Here is an 18,086-nt window from a genome sequence, read left to right as displayed (position 1 = left end):
TCCCTACGCTATGCGGTCGATGATGAGCTGCTGGGCGGGCCGCGACCCTTCCGGAGCGATGACCACGGCGTGTTCCAGGGCTTCCCGGGCGCGGGCAAACCGTTCCGGGGTGTCCGTAAGCAGAGTCATCAGGGGTTCCCCGGCCCGCACGGTGGCCCCGGGCTTGGCGTGCATGCGCACACCCGCCCCGGCCTGGACGGTGTCCACCTTGCGGGCGCGCCCCGCACCAAGCCGCCAGGCGGCCACGCCGACGGCGAGCGCGTCCAGTTCCACCAGCACCCCGTCGGCGGGAGCGTAGACGACGTCCGATTCCCTGGCCGCCGGCAGGGCGGCGCGGGGGTCACCGCCCTGGGCGGTGATCATCCGGTTCCACACGTCCATGGCCCGGCCGTCCTTGAGTGCCGCTGCGGGGTCGGCGTCGTGCACCCCTGCACAGGCGAGCATCTCCTCGGCGAGCCGGACGGTGAGTTCAACAACGTCCTCCGGGCCGCCGCCGGCCAGGACCTCCAAGGACTCCTCAACCTCGATCGCGTTGCCGGCAGTCAGGCCCAGGGGCGTGTTCATGTTGGTCAGCAACGCAACGGTGTTGACCCCTGCATCCTTGCCGAGCGCCACCATGGTTTCGGCGAGTTCGCGGGCACGGGCCTCGTCCTTCATAAAGGCGCCGCTGCCTACCTTGACGTCCAGCACCAGCGATCCGGTGCCCTCCGCGATCTTTTTACTCATGATCGAGGAGGCGATCAGCGGGATGGCCTCTACCGTTCCGGTGACGTCCCGCAGCGCGTAGAGCTTCTTGTCTGCCGGGGCCAAGCCTGCACCGGCGGCGCAGATGACTGCACCGACTTCCTGCAGTTGGGCGAGCATGTCCTCGTTGCTGAGGTCCGCGCGCCAGCCCGGGATGGACTCCAGTTTGTCCAGGGTGCCGCCCGTGTGCCCCAGCCCCCGGCCGGAAAGCTGCGGGACGGCGACGCCGAACACCGCCACCAGCGGGGCCAGCGGGAGCGTGATCTTGTCCCCCACGCCACCGGTGGAGTGCTTGTCCGTGGTGTACTTCAGGCCGCCGTCGGGACGCCGGAGGCTGGAGAAGTCCATCCGCTCACCGGAGGCGATCATGGCAGCCGTCCAGCGGGCGATTTCGGCGCGGTCCATCCCATTGAGCAGGATGGCCATGTTCAGGGCTGCCATTTGCTCGTCCGCGATGGCGCCGCGGGTGTACGCATCGATGGTCCAGTCGATCTGTTCCGGGCTGAGCTTCCCCTTGTCCCGCTTGGTGCGGATGATGTCGACGGCGTCGAATGCTTCGGCGTTGCTGGTGGTTTGGGTCACCGGGTCTCCTCCAGATGTTGGGGGCCAAATGCGTCGGGCAGCACCTGGTCCATCGTCCTGATGCCTTGGGTAGTCATGACTTCCATCTCCGGGGCGCGGAATTCGTAGAGCAGCTGCCGGCAGCGGCCGCACGGCATCAGGACCGTGCCGGCGGCGTCGACGCAGTAGAAGGCGCGCAATTGGCCGCCGCCGGTCATGTGAAGGTTGCCTACCAGGGCACATTCGGCGCAGAGGGTGAGGCCGTAGCTGGCGTTTTCGACGTTGCAGCCGCTGACGATCCGGCCGTCCGTGGTGAGGGCGGCTGCCCCCACCGCGAAGTTGGAATACGGCGCATAGGCATTTTTCATGGCGGCCACGGCGGCAGCCTCGAGGGCCGCCCAATCGACGCCGGTACCGCGGCCGGGCCTGCCTTGGTTGCCGGGGACTCCGGTTTCTGTCACCTTGGTCACCCCTTGACGTACGGGATGCCGTCGGCCGCGGGCGGACGGGACCGCCCCACGAGGCCTGCCACGGCGATGACGGTCAGGGCGTAAGGAAGCATCGCCATGAACTGGCTGGGCACGGGCGAGCCAATGATGGTGATGATGCTCTGCAGGTTGTCGGCGAATCCGAAGAGCAGGGCGGCGAGGAAGGCCCCGATGGGATTCCAGCGCCCGAAGATCATGGCGGCAAGGGCGATGTAGCCGCGGCCGCCGGACATGTCCTTGCTGAAAGCGTCCACTGACACCAGGGTGAAGAAGGAACCGCCGATTCCGGCGATCGCGCCGCCCATCAGGACGTTGATGAAGCGGGTGCGGTTGACGTTGATGCCCACGGTGTCCGCCGCCTGGGGGTGTTCGCCGACGGCGCGCACCCGCAGGCCCCATTTGGTGTGGAACAGGCCGATGTAGACCACGATCACGGCCACGTACATGAGGTAGCCCACCAGGGACTGGCGGAACAGGATGGGTCCGATGATCGGGATGTCGGCGAGGAACGGGATATCCACCGCCTGGAGCCGGCCGGGCTTGTTCAGGTGTTCCGGGTCCGCCGTGAGCAGGGTGGAGAACAGGAAGCTGGTGAGGCCGCTGATCAGGACATTGAGGACCACGCCGACGATGATCTGGTTGACGAGGTACTTGATGCTCACCACGGCCAGGACCAGGGACACGAGTGCACCGGCCACCGCCGCCGAGATGAGTCCCACGTAGACGTTGCCGGTTACGGTGGCGACGACGGCGGCGGAGAATGCGCCGAGCAGGAGCTGGCCTTCGATGGCGATGTTGACCACACCGGCCCGTTCGCACAGCACGCCGGACAGCGAGCCGAACACCAGCGGTACGGCCAGCGTCACCGCACCTGCCATCAACCCGCCCAGGGAAATGGACGGTTCGGAGTCACGGCCGCCGGCGACGATCCAGATCATGAACCCGGCCAGGAAGACGACGGCGAAGAGTCCGCCCAGCCAGCCGGGGGTGCGGCGCCGCTGCACGGTCAGCAGGATGGCGTACGCTGCCATGGCGAGCAGCAGGACCGCGCAGATCCAGCCGAAGACCATCGAGGGCACGGTGATCTTCTCCACGTGGGCAACGCCGAGGGCGGCGAGGCCCAGGACGACGACGGCAGCGATGGTGGTGGCGGGAATCCAGCGGTCCACTCCCCCGCCCCCGCGGCGCTGGTTGATCCAGCGGTAGCCGAGGTAGGCGGCGGCCGCCAACGCCACGGCCAGGGTGATCCATGCTGCGGTGGAGGAGGCGTTCGGGTCCCGGGCTTCGGCGATCCGGAAACCGGCTGCTTTTGTGTTGGCCAGGAAGCCGAACAGCACGGTGCCCAGGATGGCGAGCAGGCCCAGTCCAACGCCGGCCTTCCAGCTCACCAGTTCCGTTGTCCCGGCCCGGCCTCCGGCGCTGTTGGCCCGGGGTGCCTTTCCGGCGCCCGGCTGTTTGCTGGCGGGGGATTGTGTGGTGGCGCTCATGCTGCCGCTCCGCTCTTGACGCCGCCGGTACGCGAACCTGCGGTCCCACTTGTGGTGGTCTTCTTCTTACGGGGGTTGAGTCCAAATATCGCACGGACCAGCGGCGGTGCTGCGATGAACAGCACGATGAGGGACTGGATGACGAGCACAATGTCGATGGGGGTTTGGGTCTGTGCCTGCATTGCCACACCGCCGGCGCGGAAGGCGCCGAACAGCAGGCCCGCGAAGAAGGTTCCCCACGGCGTGGAGCGTCCCAGCAGTGCGACGGTGATGGCGTCAAAACCGATGGAGGCGGCGACACCGCCGGAAAGGTACTTTTCCGTGCCGGACACCTGCGCGACGCCGGCCAGGCCGGCCAGCGCACCCGCGATCGCCATCACCAGGATGGTGCTGCGGGCAACGTTGATGCCGGCGGTGCGGGCCGCGCTCGGGTTTGCCCCAACGGCGCGGAACTCAAAACCGATCGTGGAACGGTTCAGCAGCCACCAGACGAAGGCGGTGGCCGCTATCGCGACCAGGAAGCCGGCGTGCAGGCGGAACTGCGGTCCGAGCAGCTCGGGGAACAATGCCGTGGAGTCAAGGAACGGGGAGATCGGGTTGGTGGAACCCTTGCGCTGGAAAGCCGGGGTAGTGAGCAGGAACAGCAGCAGGAAGTTGGCGATGTAGTTGAGCATGATGGTCACGATCACCTCGTGTGCGCCGGTCCGCGCCTTCAGCAGGCCCACGACGCCGCCCCATACCGCCCCGCCAACCAGGCCGGCGAGGATCACGACCAGCAGGTGCAGGCCGATGGGCAGGTGCCAGGCGAAGCCGACGTAGGCGCCGAAGAGCGCGCCGAAGATGATCTGCCCCTGGGCGCCGATGTTGAACAGGCCGGCACGGAACGCCAGCGCGACGCCGAGCCCGGCACAGATCAGCGGAGTTGCGACCGTGAGGGTCTCGGTGATCGGGTACAGCTGGGCGGCCAGGTCGGCGCCGGCCCAGTTGAAGATGGACCCCTGCACCAGGGCGGTGTAGGGGCGGATGACCTCGGTCAGGAGGTCTCCGGGCTGGGCAAAGAAGTAGCCGGCCGTGACGGCGACCTTCGGATTGGTCACCGCCATCAGGATGCCGCCGAGCACGATGGCCAGCAGCACGGAGAGGAAGGAGACCATGGCGTTGCCGGTGAAGACCTGGTGCAGGACGGATCCGCCGCCGTCCGGGACATGGTCCCGGCCGCGCAGCTGGGTGGCCGCCGGAACGGCGGACGGCGGCATCTGGCCGCCGGCGGTGTCCAGCACGACGTCGGAAGCGATGGCCTCGGAGGTGGTGCCACCGGGCACCTGGGTCGGGGCGGGCTCCGGGGCCCCGTTGTGGCCTATGGCCTGCGGTTCCGGGGTTGTCTTCTCAGACATGGGTTTCTCCTTCGTGGCCGGCAGGCTCCGATACCGTCGCTCCGGCCGTTGCGCCGGAAGCATGGGCGGAAGCGTTGACTTCGGCTTCTGCGGCCGGGACACCGGCCATCATCAGGCCCAGGACGTCGCGGGACGTCGTGGCGGGTACGATCCCCACCAGCCGGCCGCGGTAGAGCACCGCGATCCGGTCTGCCAGCTGAAGCACTTCGTCAAGTTCCGTGGACACGATCATGACCGGCGTTCCGTGGTCGCGTTCGGCGATGACCCGCTTATGGACGAATTCGATCGAGCCGACGTCCAGCCCACGCGTGGGCTGGGAGGCGATAAACAAGCGGAGTGGCCGGGAAAGCTCACGGGCCAGGACAACCTTCTGCTGGTTGCCGCCGGAGAGGGTGCCCACCGCGGCGGATACGGAAGGTGTGCGGACGTCGAATTCCTCGACCTTCCTGGCGGCGTTCTCCGCGATAACGCCCGGTTTCATGCTCACGCCACGGGCGAAGGGTGCCTTGTCGTAGAGGTCCAGGACCATGTTCTCGGAGATGGTGAATGTTCCCACCAGGCCGTCAAGGGTGCGGTCCTCGGGGACGAAGCCCACGCCCGCACCCAGGACATGCTTGACACTCTTGCCCAGCAGCTCCTCGCCGTCGAGCGTGATGGACCCGGCCACGTGCGGCTGCACGCCAAGGATCGCCTCGGTCAGCTCCGTTTGGCCGTTGCCCTGCACACCCGCGATGGCGAGCACTTCGCCCTTGGCGATGTCGAATGACAGGTCATCGACCACGTGCTGGCCGTTGTGGTCCGTCACGGTCAGGTTGCGGACCTTGAAGGTCACCTCGCCGGTCTTCGCCGGTGCCTTGTCGAGTGTCAGGCTCACGGTGCGGCCCACCATGGCGGACGCCAGTTCGGTGGGGGAAGCGGTGGGATCCGCCTGACCCACTACCTTGCCGCGGCGGATGACCGTGATGGTGTCCGAGATGGCTTTGACTTCACGCAGTTTGTGGGAGATGAAGACAATCGACTTACCGTCGCGCTTCAGCTGCCGGATGATGTCCAGGAGTTCATCGGTCTCCTGCGGCGTCAACACGGCGGTTGGTTCGTCGAGGATGAGCACCTCGGCGTCGCGAACCAGTGCCTTGATGATCTCGACCCGCTGCTGGACCCCGACGGGCAGGTCCTCCACCATGGCGTCGGGGTCGACGTCGAACCCGTACTGGTCCGAGATGCGGCGGATCTTCTCGCGCGTGGCTTCCAGATTGAGGAGGCCGGCAGCTTTAGTGGTCTCATTGCCCAGCGCCACGTTCTCGGCCACGCTGAAGACCGGGATGAGCATGAAGTGCTGATGGACCATTCCAATGCCGGCCGCCATGGCCTCGCCGGGGTCTTTGAAGACGACGGGCTTGCCATCGACCAGGATTTCGCCTTCGGTCGGATCGTACAGGCCGTAAAGCACGTTCATCAGGGTGGATTTCCCTGCGCCGTTCTCGCCCAGGAGGCAGTGCACCTGCCCCGGTTCGACGACCAAATCGATGTGGTCATTGGCTACCAGGGACCCGAATCGCTTCGTGATCCCCTTCAGTTCGAGTTTCAAAACCCCAACCAATCTGTGTGTGTATGGATCTGCTCCGGCGCGCTGTCGGCGGCAGGGCAGCGGGTAGTCCCAGCCTAGTGTCACGGGTGGTTCCTGGGCAGGGCGCGCAGGCGGCAAAAAAGACCGCCGGCATGGCGCTGGCGGCCGTGCGTTGCCAGCAAAACAGAACGCGCTGCCCTCCGGCCGGGTAGCGGCGGAAGGGCAGCGCGCCCCGCAGTTCAGTCCTTACTTGGTGGGGCTGGACTTCGACTCGACCTTAACGGTTCCGGAGATGATGTCATTCTTGAGCTTGTCCAGTTCGCTCTTCAGGTCTGCCGGTACGGCGGAATCGAGATCATGGAACGGAGCCAGGGCCACGCCGCCGTTCGCAAGGGTTCCAATGTACGGCGAGGCGTCGAACTTGCCGTCTTTGTCGTCCTTGATGACAGTCTCCACAGCGGTGGACATGGTCTTCTGGACGGAGGAAAGGATCACTGACTTGTAGTCCGGGGCCGTCAGGTAACCGTCGGAGTCAACCCAGATGAGCTTGGCGTCCTTGCCCTTGGACTTGGCGTCGAGGATCGCGCTGCCCGCGCCGCCGCCGACGGGTCCGGCCACGGGAAGGACGATGTCTGCGCCCTGGTCAAGGAAGCCCTGGGTCAGGACCTTGCCCTTGTCCACCTGCTTGAAGTCGCCGACGAACGTGCCGTCCTGCTTGTCCTTGTCCCAGCCGATGAGCTGGACGCTCTTGCCCTTCTTCTCGTTGTAGTACTTCACGCCGTCGGCAAAACCGTCCATGAAGATGGTGACGGTGGGGATGTTGATGCCGCCGAAGGTTGCGACCTTACCGGTCTTGGAGGTGCCCGCTGCCAGGTAACCGGCCAGGAACGCGGCCTGGGCCGTGTCGTAGACGATCGGCTTGACGTTCTTGGGGAATGCGGGGTCGTTGTAGTCGATGATCGCGAAGTGGCTGTTCGGGTTGGCCGTTGCGATGGACTTGGTGGCGTCGCCGAGCAGGAAGCCGACGGTCACAGTCAGCTTGCAGCCCTGCTGGACCATGGAGCGGAGGTTGGGGTCGTAGTCGGTGTCAGCCTTGGACTGGACGTGCTTCTCCTGGATGCCGAGGTCCTTGACGGCGCCCTGCAGTCCCTCGTAGCCGGACTGGTTGAACGACTTGTCGTCGAATCCGCCGGAGTCGGACACCATGCAGGCGGTGTAGTCCGAGGCGGTGGCTGAACCCGAGGGGCCGGACGCGGACGGGGCGGCCCCGCAGCCGGTCAGCAGCAAGGCGGACGCACCGAGGGTGGCCACACCGGCCATTGAACCGCGCTTGAAGCCGGCACGCAGTGATTTCTTCAATTTTCCTCCAGGGGTGATGCGAGTGGCACTACGGGCTGGAATTCAATGAGTGTCCGTTTCGGCGCTGAAATTCTGTTTTCACTGAATGCACGCAGCACTGCGCCGGAGCGCACTGATGGCACTTACTTTAGTGGCCTGCGCCACGTCCCAATAGCACGGCGGGAGCTGGCCCCGGAGATTGTTTACAAGTTGTTACCAAGCAGTAGGGGCGCCCCCAAAGGAGGCGCCCCTACTGCTGTTTGTTCTGTGGTTATGATCGCCAGGCTACAACCGGACCAGCATCTTGCCGGTGTTTGCCCCGTCCAGGAGGTCCATAAAGGCCTGCGGCGCGTTCTCCAGGCCGTCCACGATTGTCTCGTCGTACCGCACGGTCCCGTCCGCGAGCCAGCCTGCCATCTTTTCCGCGAACTCCGCCGCGTGCTGCCGCTGACCGCCTACCAGGAAGCCGCGGAGCGTCAGTTGCTTGCCGATGGCCTGCATCAGGTTATGGGGCGCCGGAGTCGGTTCGGTGGAGTTGTACTGCGCGATTGCGCCGCACATCGCCACCCGGCCGCCAACGTTGAGGACTGACAGGGCGGCCTCCAGGTGTTCCCCGCCAACGTTGTCGAAGTAGACGTCGATGCCGGCCGGGCCCGCCGCCTTCGCCAGCTGCTCCACGACCGGACCTTCGTGATAGTCGAACGCGGCGTCGAAGCCGAGCTCCAGGAGGCGCGCCACCTTGGCAGGCGAACCGGCCGAGCCGATGACCCGTGAAGCGCCCATCGCCTTGGCGATCTGGCCCACCAGGGAACCCACCGCGCCGGCGGCACCGGAGACGAACACCGCGTCCCCCGGCTTGAAGTCGGCGACCTTCAAGAGGCCGGAATAGGCGGTCAGCCCGGTCATGCCCAGGGCACCAAGGAAGGCGGAAGCCGGGGCCAGGTCGGTGCGGGCCGGGGTTGCTGCGCTGCCATCCACCACCGCGTACTCCCGCCAGCCCAGGGCATGGACGACGACGTCGCCCTCCCGGTGTGCCGACGAACGGGATGCGATCACCTCACCTACTGCGCCGCCGTCGAGCGCTTTGCCCACGGCGAAGGGCGCGGAGTATGACTTGACGTCGTTCATGCGGCCCCGCATGTAGGGGTCCACGGACATGAAGAGGTTGCGCACCAGGATCTGGCCGTCTTCGAGCGCGGGCAGCGGCGACTCTGCGAGTTCGAAGTTGTCACCGGAAGGGCGCCCCACGGGGCGGGACGCGAGCCGGATTTCCCGGGTAGTGGTTGCGAGGGCTGTGCTCATGCTGCGTACTCCAGAATCTTGAGGTCGACATTGATGTTGCCGCGGGTGGCATTCGAATAGGGGCAGACCTGGTGCGCCTTGGCCACCAGGTCTGCCGCGGTGGCCAAGTCCAGGGCGGGGAGGGCGATTTCCAGCTCGGCTGCCAGCCCAAAGCCGGCGCCGCCGTCCAGTTGCCCAAGGTGGATTTTCGCCGCTACGGCCGAGTCGGTGAGGTCTGCGCCCGCCTTGCGGCCAACCAGCCGCAGTGCGGAATGGAAGCAGGCGGCATAGCCGGCGGCAAAGAGCTGTTCGGGGTTGGTGCCCTGTCCGCTGCCGCCGAGTTCGGCGGGGCTGGCAAGGTCCACGGCCAGTTTGCCGTCATTGCTGCGTGCGGTGCCGTCACGGCCTTCGCCTGAAGCCAGCGCCTCGGCGGTATAAAGGGTCTTCACGAAAATAGTCCGTCCTGTAGATGGAATGGTGCCTGGTTCAGCGGTCAGAGGGATTCATGCAGCGCGGAGGTGAGCTTGCCCAGGGTGGAGCGGAGCTGTTCCAGTTCGTCCAGGGAGAGCCCGGCAGCGTCTGCCAACCGCTGCGGGATGGCCCGGGCAGGTTCGCTGAGGCTCCGCCCGGCCGGCGTGAGGTGGATCGCGACCCGGCGTTCGTCCTCGCCGGACCGCCGGCGTTCCACGAACCCGAGTGACTCCAGGCGCTTGAGGAGGGGCGACAGCGTGCCCGAATCAAGGCCGAGCTCCCCACCAAGTTCCTTGACGCCCCGCGGCTCGCTCTCCCACAGCACCAGCATGACCAGATACTGCGGATAGGTGAGGCCCAGCTCGTCCAGCACCGGCCGGTAAACGGCGGTGGCGGCCCGGGATGCCGAATAGAGCGCAAAACATACTTGCCGGTCCAGGCGGGGTGCTTCGGTCATGGAACTACAATAGCGCACAACTAAGTTGTGCACAACTTATCAATGGTGGCGGCACTTAAGGCAAGCATCGTCGTCGTACTTACCGGCGGCGGTCCGGCACCGCCGCGCCGGCCCGTCTTTCGCGCTAGGAAAGCGGTGTCGGCTCCAGGTCGCGGATGGTGCGCAGGGCTGCCGCGGTGAGCACCCTGATGCCGAGGCCCAAAGAGCGCTCGTCCAGGATGTAGTCGCCGCGGTGGAGGTCGTAATCCTCGCCGCCGGGCGTTTTGGTGCCAAGGCGCATCATGGCACCGGGAAGTTCGGCGAGGAACCAGGCAAAGTCCTCGCCGCCCATGGACTGGGGTGTCAGGACCACGGCGCTCTCGCCGATTTCAGCGCGGGCGGCCGCTTCGATGATGGCTGTCTCGTGTTCGGAGTTGACCACGGGCGGCACTCCCCTGGTGTGTTCCAGGTGGACGTCCACGCCGTAGGGCGCGGCCACCTGGTGCACCACTTCGTCCAGCAGTTCACCGGCGGCATGCCAGGCGTCCCGGTCCAGGCAGCGCATGGTTCCGGCCATGTAGCCCGAGCCGGGAATGGCGTTGGGCGCCGATCCGGCGGTGATCTGGCCCCACACCACGGATACCCCGCTGCGGACGTCCACCCGGCGGGACAGGACGGCCGGAACGTTGACGGCGATCTGCGCCAGCGCGAACACCAGGTCCTCGGTGAGGTGCGGCCGGGACGTGTGGCCGCCGCGCCCGGACAGCTCGATCCGGATGGTGTCCGACGCGGACGTGATGGCCCCGATCCGGGTACCAACCTTTCCCACTTCGATGCGGGGGTCGCAGTGCAGCGCGAGGATCCGGGGGACGCCGTCCAGCACGCCCTGCTCAATGCACGCGTGCGCGCCGCCGGGCATGGTTTCCTCGGCGGGCTGGAAGATGATCCGGACGGTGGCGCCAAGGGGCGATTCCTGGTGCATGCGCTGCAAAACCAGGGCAATGCCCAGCATGGTGGTGGTGTGCACGTCGTGGCCGCAGGCGTGCGTGACACCATGGTTCTTCGAAGCGAAGGGCAGGCCCGTCTCCTCGATGATGGGCAGGGCATCGATGTCGCCGCGAAGTGCTGTGGCGATGGGTCCCTCGCCCACGTCCACCGTCAGGCCGGTGCCCTCCAGGCGGCGGGGGCTCAGCCCTGCGGCTTCGAGCCGTTCGGCGAGCTTGTCGGTGGTGCGGAACTCCTTGAAGGACAGTTCCGGGTGCGCATGCAGGTCCCGGCGGAATTCGATCAGGTCCGGCAGGAGCGGTTCGAGCCAGGGGGCCACCAGGGCGGTGGGCTCGGCTTCAGTAGTGTAATTGCGCACTGTTTCACTCTAGCGAGGGTGGCGGGTTTAGCGCCCATCCCTGACGGCGCATTACATTCCGGTCCTGCCGGCACCATGGCGCCCGCAGGATTCCGGTCAGAGAACGTCCGTGTCCCCGCTCGCCTTGAGCGCATCCACGGCAGCCTTCACGCGCTGGGAATTGGCCATGGTGGTCACCAGGAGGGCGTCCGGCGTGTCCACGATGACAACATCCTGGATGCCGATCAGCGCGATGACGCGCTTGGTGTCGGTGACAACAACGCCGCTGGAGTTCTCGGTGAACACGCGGGCACCTTCGCCAAGGACAGTGACGTCATCCACTTCCTTGGCGCTGTTGAGGCGCCCAACCGAGGCGAAGTCGCCAACGTCGTCCCAGCGGAAAGTACCGGGCACGACGGCGACGTCCCCGGCTTCGGCGGCGGGCTCGGCCACGGCGTAGTCGATGGCGATCTTGGGCAGGGTGGGCCAAATCCGGGCCGTTACCTCGTCGCGCTGGGGTGTATCCCAGGCCCGGGCGATTTCCTGGAGGCCCTGGAAGAGTTCGGGCTGGTTGGCTTCGAGGTGCTTGAGCATCAGCGACACGGGCGCCACGAACATGCCGGCATTCCAGACATAGTCTCCGCTGTCCACGTACTGCTGCGCCACAATCTCGTCCGGCTTTTCCACGAACTCCACAACGTCGTGGGCGCTGGGCGCGCCGTCGATGTGCAGGGCCTTGCCGGAACGGATGTAGCCAAAGCCTGTGGACGGGTGGGTGGGCTTGATGCCGATGGTCACGATCTTGCCGGCAGCAGCGGTGTGGATCGCTTCCCGGACTGCCTGCTGGAACAGGTCATCCGGGCTGATCACCTGGTCGGCGGCGAAGGACCCCATGATGGTGTCGGGATCGCGTTCGTGCAGGATTGCGGCCGCGAGGCCGATCGCCGCACCCGAGTCCTTGGGTTCCGATTCCAGGACCAGGTCCGAGTCGCGGACCTCAGGGAGCTGGCGGCACACTGCTGCGCGGTGGGCCTGCCCTGTCACCACCAGCATCCGGTCGCCCGCGAGGGGGTGCAACCGGTCGTAGGTGGCGCGCAGCAAGGTGCTGCCCGATCCCGTGAGATCGTGAAGGAACTTGGGAGCTGCTGCTCGTGACAGAGGCCAGAGGCGGGTCCCCACTCCGCCTGCCGGAATCACCGCAATGAAGCGGTCAATGGGTGAAGCCGGGCTTGTCACTTTGTCTGTACTCATCACGGCTACTTTAGCCGAAGGCCGCCAGCCGCTCCTGTGGCGGCGGATGGGCGCTGCTTTTGGGCTGCCCACGTGCCCTGGCGCCTGCAATGATGTGGCGTTCGTCTCATTTCCCTGCAAAATCCGCTCCAGTACTGGGCACCAACAAACGACTAAATTGAATAAGCTGTTAGCGAAGCCTAGATTTAGGCCTGAGCTACGAGTGCTCTCGCAGCAGGCGTTCCCCCCGCATGGATCTCATGCCAGCGCCGCTGTGTTGCAGGGAGGTTTATCAGTGCCGACAAAACCAGCTGGCACCTTGTACCGCGGCCGTGAAGGCATGTGGTCCTGGGTAGGACACCGTATTACCGGTGTAGTGATCTTTTTCTTCTTGTTGGTCCACGTCCTGGACACCTCCTTGGTGCGTGTGTCACCGGAGGCCTACACCGCCGTGATCGGCGCCTACAAGAATCCGCTGATGGCGCTGGGTGAGACCGGCCTTGTTGCCGCCATCGTCTTCCACGCCTTCAACGGCCTGCGGATCATCGCGGTCGACTTCTGGAAGAAGGGCGCCAAGTACCAGCGGCAGATGCTGTGGGCAGTCCTGGCCCTTTGGGTTGTGACCATGCTTGCCTTCTCCATCCGCTACCTGTCCCTCGCCCTCGGAGGTCACTAAGCCATGACTGCAACGATCGAGAGCCCCCGCAGCGGCCGGGTCGCTCCCCAGTACCGCCGCAGCGGTGGTTCCAAGGGCAACTTCGAGATGATCGCCTGGCTGTTCATGCGCCTTTCCGGCGTGGTGCTGGTGGTGCTGATCTTCGGCCACCTGTTCGTGAACCTCATGGTCGGCGAGGGCATCCACGCCATCGACTTCGGCTTCGTGGCCGGCAAGTGGGCGGATCCGTTCTGGCAGTTCTGGGACCTGGCCATGCTCTGGCTGGCCATGCTGCACGGCAGCAACGGCGTCCGGACCATCATCAACGACTACGCCGAGAAGACATCCACCCGGCGCTGGCTGAAGACCGTTCTTTACGCGGCCGCAGTGGTCATCATCCTCCTGGGCACCCTGGTGATCTTCACCTTCAACCCGTGCCCCGTGGTGAACGGCGTCGCCCTTCCGGGTGGTTTCTGCCCTGCCTAGCACTGGCACATCCCCGGGCCCGCGGGCTTATCCGCGGGCCCTGTTTTGCGGAGCAGGCAAAGCCGCCCCGTTGTTTTATAGCGAATTTTGAGAGAAAGAGCGTCTGGTATGCAGGTCCATAAGTACGACGTCGTCATCGTCGGTGCCGGTGGCGCTGGCATGCGCGCCGCGATCGAATCCGGTCAGCGCGCGCGCACAGCAGTACTGACCAAGCTCTACCCCACCCGCTCGCACACGGGTGCGGCGCAGGGTGGCATGTGTGCAGCCCTTGCCAATGTCGAGGAAGACAACTGGGAATGGCACACGTTCGACACCGTCAAGGGCGGCGACTACCTGGTTGACCAGGACGCTGCCGAGGTCATGGCGAAGGAAGCCATCGACGCCGTGCTGGACCTGGAAAAGATGGGCCTGCCCTTCAACCGCACGCCCGAAGGCCGCATCGACCAGCGCCGGTTCGGCGGCCACACCCGCGACCACGGCAAGGCTCCGGTCCGCCGCGCATGCTACGCCGCCGACCGCACCGGCCACATGATCCTGCAGACCCTGTACCAGAACTGCGTCAAGCACAACGTCGAGTTCTACAACGAGTACTACGTGCTGGACCTGCTGACGGTTGAAGAGGACGCTGTCCGCGAAGACGGCACCCCTTACAAGCAAAAGCGCGTAGCCGGCGTCGTCTCCTACGACCTCGCCTCCGGTGAACTGCACGTTTTCCAGGCCAAGTCCGTGGTGTTCGCCTCCGGTGGCGCCGGCAAGGTCTTCAAGACCACGTCCAACGCCCACACCCTGACCGGCGACGGCATGGGCATCGCGTTCCGCCGCGGCATCCCCCTGGAAGACATGGAGTTCTTCCAGTTCCACCCGACAGGCCTTGCCGGACTGGGCATCCTGCTCTCCGAGGCCGCCCGCGGTGAAGGCGCAATCCTCCGCAACTCCGAGGGTGAACGCTTCATGGAGCGTTACGCCCCCACCATCAAGGACCTGGCGCCGCGCGACATCGTGGCCCGCTCCATGGCCAACGAGGTCCGCGAAGGCCGCGGCTGCGGCCCGAACAAGGACTACGTCCTGCTGGACCTGACCCACCTGGAGCCGGCCCACATCGACGCCAAGCTCCCGGACATCACCGAGTTCGCCCGCACCTACCTGGGTGTGGAACCGTACACGGAGCCCGTACCGGTGTTCCCCACCGCGCACTACGCCATGGGTGGCATTCCCACCAACATCAGCGCCGAGGTCCTGCAGGACAACGACACCGTGGTCCCGGGCCTCTACGCCGCCGGTGAAGTGGCCTGCGTGTCCGTCCACGGCTCCAACCGCCTGGGCACCAACTCGCTGCTGGACATCAACGTCTTCGGCAAGCGTGCGGGCATCGCCGCCGCGGAGTACGCCAAGACCGCCGAGTTCGTGGAACTGCCGGAGAACCCGTTGGGCTACACCACCGAACTGCTGGACATTGCCCGCAACGGCACCGGCGACGAAAAGGTGGCCCAGATCCGCAAGGAACTGCAGGACACCATGGATGCCAACATGCAGGTGTTCCGGACGGCGGACACCCTGAACCAGGTGCTGCGCGACATCGCATCCTTCGAGGAGCGCTACAAGCGCATCAACGTCCAGGACAAGGGCAAGCGCTTCAACCTGGACCTGCTCGAGGCCGTTGAACTCGGCTTCCTGCTGGAACTGGCCAAGGTGATGACCGTGGCCGCCCTGCACCGCGAGGAATCCCGCGGCGGACACTTCCGCGAGGACTTCCCCGAGCGTGACGACGAGAAATTCATGAAGCACTCCATGGCGTACAAGGATGACCATGCGCCGGCTGACGGATCGGCGGAATCAATCGCCGGTATCCGGCTGGCCACCAAGCCGGTTGTCTTTACCCGCTACGAGCCGATGGTGAGGAAGTACTAAGATGACCGCTGAAATCGCTGAGCCAGCCTCAAAGGTTGAACTTCCTGCCGGCGTTGGCGGGGCCGGGGAAATCCCCTCGTTCGACGTCCACCTGCGCGTCCGCCGCTACAACCCGGAGGTTTCGGAGGAAGCAACCTGGGACGACTTCCACCTGACCATGTACGGCACGGACCGTGTCCTTGACGCCCTGCACAAGGTGAAGTGGGAAACGGACGGCACCCTGTCCTTCCGCCGCTCCTGCGCACACGGCGTGTGCGGCTCGGATGCCATGCGCATCAACGGCCGCAACCGCCTGGCCTGCAAGACCCTGCTGAAGGACCTGGACACGTCCAAGCCCATCACGGTGGAACCCATCAAGGGCCTCCCGGTGGAGAAGGACCTGATCGTGGACATGGAGCCCTTCTTCCAGTCGTACCGCGAAGTCATGCCCTTCCTCATCAACAAGGGCCACGAGCCCACCCGGGAGCGCCTGCAATCCGCAGAGGACCGTGAGCGCTTTGATGACACCACCAAGTGCATCCTTTGCGCCGCGTGCACGTCATCCTGCCCCGTGTTCTGGACCGACGGGCAGTACTTCGGCCCCGCCGCAATCGTGAACGCACACCGCTTCATCTTCGACTCCCGTGATGACGCCGGCGACATGCGCCTGGAAATCCTCAATGACAAGGAAGGCGTGTGGCGCTGCCGCACCACCTTCAACTGCTCCGAGGCATGCCCCCGCGGCATCCAGGTCACGCAGGCCATCGCGGAGGTCAAACAGGCCATCCTGGCCCGCAAGATCTAGCACCTTCAACTCCACGAAGACGGCCGACGGCGTCCCTCACCACACGTGGTGGAGGGCGCCGTCGTTCGTTTTCAACACTCATTCACCCCGGATGCTCTATCAGCAAGCTGTCCGCCCGCAGAAAGGGCCCCCATGTCCCGCACCGAAAAAGTGTCCTTCGCCGGCTCCACCGGCGAAATGCTGTCCGGCATCATTGACCTTCCCGAAGGGCCCGTCAAGGGCTGGGGGGTGTTTTCGCACGGCTTTACGCTGGGCAAGGACAGCCCCTCCGCCTCCAGGATGTGCAAGGCGCTGGCGGACAGCGGAATCGGCATGCTGCGCTTCGACAACCTGGGCCTCGGCGGGTCCGCCGGGGAATGGTCCGCGGGATCGTTCAGCCACAAGGTGGCTGACACGGTGAAGGCTGCGGAGTTCATGCGCGGTGAGGGCAAGGAAATCTCGCTGCTGGTGGGCCATTCATTCGGCGGCGCGGCCGTCCTTGCCGCTGCCAGGGACATTCCCGAACTCGATGCCGTGGCCACGGTGGGGGCTCCGTTCTCGCCCAAGCACGTGGCCCACGTGTTCGATGCCGCCCTGGACAGGATCCTGAATGAGGGCAGCGCTGAGGTGGACCTGGGCGGCAAGCGGGTGGAGATCCGCCGGCACTTCGTGGAGGACCTGGAGAACGCTAACCTGACGGACTGCATCCGGCAACTGCATAAGCCGCTGATGGTCCTGCACTCCCCCACCGACAACACCGTGGGGATCGAGAATGCGAGCACCATCTTCCAGACCGCCCGGCACCCCAGGAATTTCGTCTCCCTGGAGGGAAGCGACCACCTCCTGACCGGGAAGGGCCAGGCTGCCCGTGCTGCGAGGATCATCGCAGCCTGGGCCGACCAGTACCTTGATGCGGCCTCCGCCTGACCCAAGCGCCTCCCGCCTCAGAATGGCTGCGGGTCAGGTCTGGGGCGTTGCCCGCCGGGCCCCGAGGATTGCCTTCCGCGGGGCTGAGCCGGACTCCAGGTCGGCCTCGCGGACGGCGGACCACCCCGCGGACACAAGGTAGACCTGGCTGACCAGATTGAACCAGATGAGCAGGCCGATGATGATGGCGAACGGCGCCAGGATGGGATTGCGGCTGGCGCCGCCAAGCAGCTCGGTGCTGAAGATCTGCAGGACGGTGGTGCCGACGGCGGCCAGGATGGTCCCTTCCAGCAGCGCCTGGCGGGACAGCTTCAGCCCCGCGGCCAGCCGGAACATGACCAGTGCCGTGACCCAGTTCAGGACCAGCGGCACGACGATCTTCACGGACGTGGTGAGGGGGCCGGCGAGGGCATCGCTGAGGTGCAGGAAGTCCGAGACCCATCCGGCAGCGGTGCCGAAGACCAGGGAGGCGCCGGCACTGATGACCAGGGCGATGCCCAGCAGCAGCAGGGTGCCGGAATCGCGCAGCTTCATCAGGATGGGGTTGACCATCAGCGGCGGCAGCTGCAGCACGCCGCGGAGGCCGTCCCGGAGCCCGTTAATCCATCCCAGGGACGTGACGACCGTGACCACGGCACTGATCAGCGCAGTCCAGCCAAGTCCGTTGGGATCGAGCAGGTCCTTGGGATCCACCAGTCCCTCCCCGCCGTTGACCTTCAAAAGTCCGGGGGCGCTTGTTGCCACGCTGCTGATGATGGTGTCAAGCAGGGCCGGCTGGCCCCTCAGGACAAGTCCCGCAACCGAGAAGCCGGTGGTCAGGAGCCCGGTGATGGAGAAGAACATCCGGAAGCCAATGCCGGCGCTCAGCAAGGGGCCGTGCTGGAGGTTGTAATGCTGGAACGCGCGCATCGGGCGCAGGGTGTTGAGCTTGGCCTGCAGCCACAGGATCATGGCCATCAGGCGTGGTAACAGCCCGACGCCGGATCTCCTGGCTTTGCCCCAGGCCAT

At 65.8% G+C, this 18,086-nt stretch carries 17 protein-coding genes; 5 read left to right on the top strand and 12 right to left on the bottom strand.

Annotated features, from left to right (window positions below):
* Positions 1 to 3 precede the first annotated feature (3 nt).
* The 11 genes from PV772_RS18480 to PV772_RS18430 form a co-directional block, all read right to left on the bottom strand.
* Entirely contained in the window at positions 4 to 1,326 is a 1,323-nt protein-coding gene (locus PV772_RS18480) for a thymidine phosphorylase (protein ID WP_347887106.1), read from the bottom strand.
* A complete protein-coding gene (locus PV772_RS18475) occupies positions 1,323 to 1,766 on the bottom strand; it encodes a cytidine deaminase (RefSeq protein WP_307360577.1) in 444 nt (147 codons plus the stop codon). Before PV772_RS18475 ends, PV772_RS18480 begins: the two co-directional genes overlap by 4 nt.
* Positions 1,767 to 1,771: 5 nt before the next feature.
* Positions 1,772 to 3,280, bottom strand: coding sequence for an ABC transporter permease (locus PV772_RS18470; RefSeq protein ID WP_141161203.1), 1,509 nt, complete (start codon positions 3,278 to 3,280; stop codon positions 1,772 to 1,774).
* Positions 3,277 to 4,674, bottom strand: coding sequence for an ABC transporter permease (locus PV772_RS18465; RefSeq protein WP_347887105.1), 1,398 nt, complete (start codon positions 4,672 to 4,674; stop codon positions 3,277 to 3,279). The genes PV772_RS18470 and PV772_RS18465 overlap by 4 nt, the downstream gene beginning before the upstream one ends.
* Positions 4,667 to 6,262, bottom strand: coding sequence for an ABC transporter ATP-binding protein (locus PV772_RS18460; RefSeq protein WP_141181018.1), 1,596 nt, complete (start codon positions 6,260 to 6,262; stop codon positions 4,667 to 4,669). The genes PV772_RS18465 and PV772_RS18460 overlap by 8 nt, the downstream gene beginning before the upstream one ends.
* 225 nt (positions 6,263 to 6,487) lie before the next feature.
* On the bottom strand, positions 6,488 to 7,600 hold the full coding sequence (locus PV772_RS18455; protein ID WP_141161206.1) for a BMP family ABC transporter substrate-binding protein: 1,113 nt from the start codon (positions 7,598 to 7,600) through the stop codon (positions 6,488 to 6,490).
* A 264-nt stretch (positions 7,601 to 7,864) separates the two neighbouring features.
* Positions 7,865 to 8,881: an NADP-dependent oxidoreductase gene (locus tag PV772_RS18450; RefSeq protein WP_141161207.1), complete on the bottom strand. Its 1,017-nt coding sequence runs from the start codon at positions 8,879 to 8,881 to the stop codon at positions 7,865 to 7,867.
* Positions 8,878 to 9,309, bottom strand: coding sequence for an organic hydroperoxide resistance protein (locus tag PV772_RS18445; protein WP_347887104.1), 432 nt, complete (start codon positions 9,307 to 9,309; stop codon positions 8,878 to 8,880). The genes PV772_RS18450 and PV772_RS18445 overlap by 4 nt, the downstream gene beginning before the upstream one ends.
* A gap of 44 nt (positions 9,310 to 9,353) precedes the next feature.
* Complete coding sequence (locus tag PV772_RS18440; protein ID WP_141161209.1) at positions 9,354 to 9,788, bottom strand: MarR family transcriptional regulator; 435 nt, start codon at positions 9,786 to 9,788, stop codon at positions 9,354 to 9,356.
* A gap of 124 nt (positions 9,789 to 9,912) precedes the next feature.
* On the bottom strand, positions 9,913 to 11,130 hold the full coding sequence (locus PV772_RS18435) for an amidohydrolase (protein WP_347887103.1): 1,218 nt from the start codon (positions 11,128 to 11,130) through the stop codon (positions 9,913 to 9,915).
* Between the two features lie 96 nt (positions 11,131 to 11,226).
* Positions 11,227 to 12,360, bottom strand: a complete 1,134-nt coding sequence (locus PV772_RS18430; protein ID WP_347887102.1) for a mannose-1-phosphate guanylyltransferase — start codon at positions 12,358 to 12,360, stop codon at positions 11,227 to 11,229.
* A gap of 274 nt (positions 12,361 to 12,634) precedes the next feature.
* Between PV772_RS18430 and sdhC the strand changes: the two genes are divergently transcribed.
* The 5 genes from sdhC to PV772_RS18405 all read left to right on the top strand — a co-directional run bounded on the left by sdhC (position 12,635) and on the right by PV772_RS18405 (position 17,078).
* A complete protein-coding gene (gene sdhC, locus PV772_RS18425; protein WP_347887101.1) occupies positions 12,635 to 13,015 on the top strand; it encodes a succinate dehydrogenase, cytochrome b556 subunit in 381 nt (126 codons plus the stop codon).
* A 3-nt stretch (positions 13,016 to 13,018) separates the two neighbouring features.
* Entirely contained in the window at positions 13,019 to 13,480 is a 462-nt protein-coding gene (locus PV772_RS18420; protein ID WP_141181015.1) for a succinate dehydrogenase hydrophobic membrane anchor subunit, read from the top strand.
* A 108-nt stretch (positions 13,481 to 13,588) separates the two neighbouring features.
* A complete protein-coding gene (gene sdhA / locus PV772_RS18415) occupies positions 13,589 to 15,388 on the top strand; it encodes a succinate dehydrogenase flavoprotein subunit (RefSeq protein ID WP_141161214.1) in 1,800 nt (599 codons plus the stop codon).
* 1 nt (position 15,389) lies between these two features.
* Complete coding sequence (locus tag PV772_RS18410; protein ID WP_141161215.1) at positions 15,390 to 16,172, top strand: succinate dehydrogenase iron-sulfur subunit; 783 nt, start codon at positions 15,390 to 15,392, stop codon at positions 16,170 to 16,172.
* Between the two features lie 132 nt (positions 16,173 to 16,304).
* Positions 16,305 to 17,078, top strand: coding sequence for an alpha/beta fold hydrolase (locus PV772_RS18405; protein ID WP_347887100.1), 774 nt, complete (start codon positions 16,305 to 16,307; stop codon positions 17,076 to 17,078).
* Positions 17,079 to 17,111: 33 nt separating this feature from the next.
* On the opposite strand, the gene PV772_RS18400 is transcribed toward PV772_RS18405, so the two are convergent.
* Positions 17,112 to 18,086, bottom strand: coding sequence for a YihY/virulence factor BrkB family protein (locus tag PV772_RS18400; RefSeq protein WP_347887099.1), 975 nt, complete (start codon positions 18,084 to 18,086; stop codon positions 17,112 to 17,114).

This window comes from Pseudarthrobacter sp. CC12 (assembly GCF_039907755.1).
GTDB classification, from domain to species: domain Bacteria; phylum Actinomycetota; class Actinomycetes; order Actinomycetales; family Micrococcaceae; genus Arthrobacter; species Arthrobacter niigatensis.
Note: the sequence above shows the minus strand (reverse complement) of the source record. Positions and strands in the feature narration are given on the sequence as shown.

Bases quoted from the DNA above. Each gene is read 5' to 3' on its own strand.
- PV772_RS18470 (WP_141161203.1), bottom strand. From the start codon at position 3,280: ATGAGCGCCACCACACAATCCCCCGCCAGCAAACAGCCGGGCGCCGGA.
- PV772_RS18465 (WP_347887105.1), bottom strand. From the start codon at position 4,674: ATGTCTGAGAAGACAACCCCGGAACCGCAGGCCATAGGCCACAACGGG.
- PV772_RS18450 (WP_141161207.1), bottom strand. From the start codon at position 8,881: ATGAGCACAGCCCTCGCAACCACTACCCGGGAAATCCGGCTCGCGTCC.
- PV772_RS18440 (WP_141161209.1), bottom strand. From the start codon at position 9,788: ATGACCGAAGCACCCCGCCTGGACCGGCAAGTATGTTTTGCGCTCTAT.
- PV772_RS18430 (WP_347887102.1), bottom strand. From the start codon at position 12,360: ATGAGTACAGACAAAGTGACAAGCCCGGCTTCACCCATTGACCGCTTC.
- PV772_RS18420 (WP_141181015.1), top strand. From the start codon at position 13,019: ATGACTGCAACGATCGAGAGCCCCCGCAGCGGCCGGGTCGCTCCCCAG.
- sdhA (WP_141161214.1), top strand. From the start codon at position 13,589: ATGCAGGTCCATAAGTACGACGTCGTCATCGTCGGTGCCGGTGGCGCT.
- PV772_RS18410 (WP_141161215.1), top strand. From the start codon at position 15,390: ATGACCGCTGAAATCGCTGAGCCAGCCTCAAAGGTTGAACTTCCTGCC.
- PV772_RS18405 (WP_347887100.1), top strand. From the start codon at position 16,305: ATGTCCCGCACCGAAAAAGTGTCCTTCGCCGGCTCCACCGGCGAAATG.
- PV772_RS18400 (WP_347887099.1), bottom strand. From the start codon at position 18,086: ATGGCCTGGGGCAAAGCCAGGAGATCCGGCGTCGGGCTGTTACCACGC.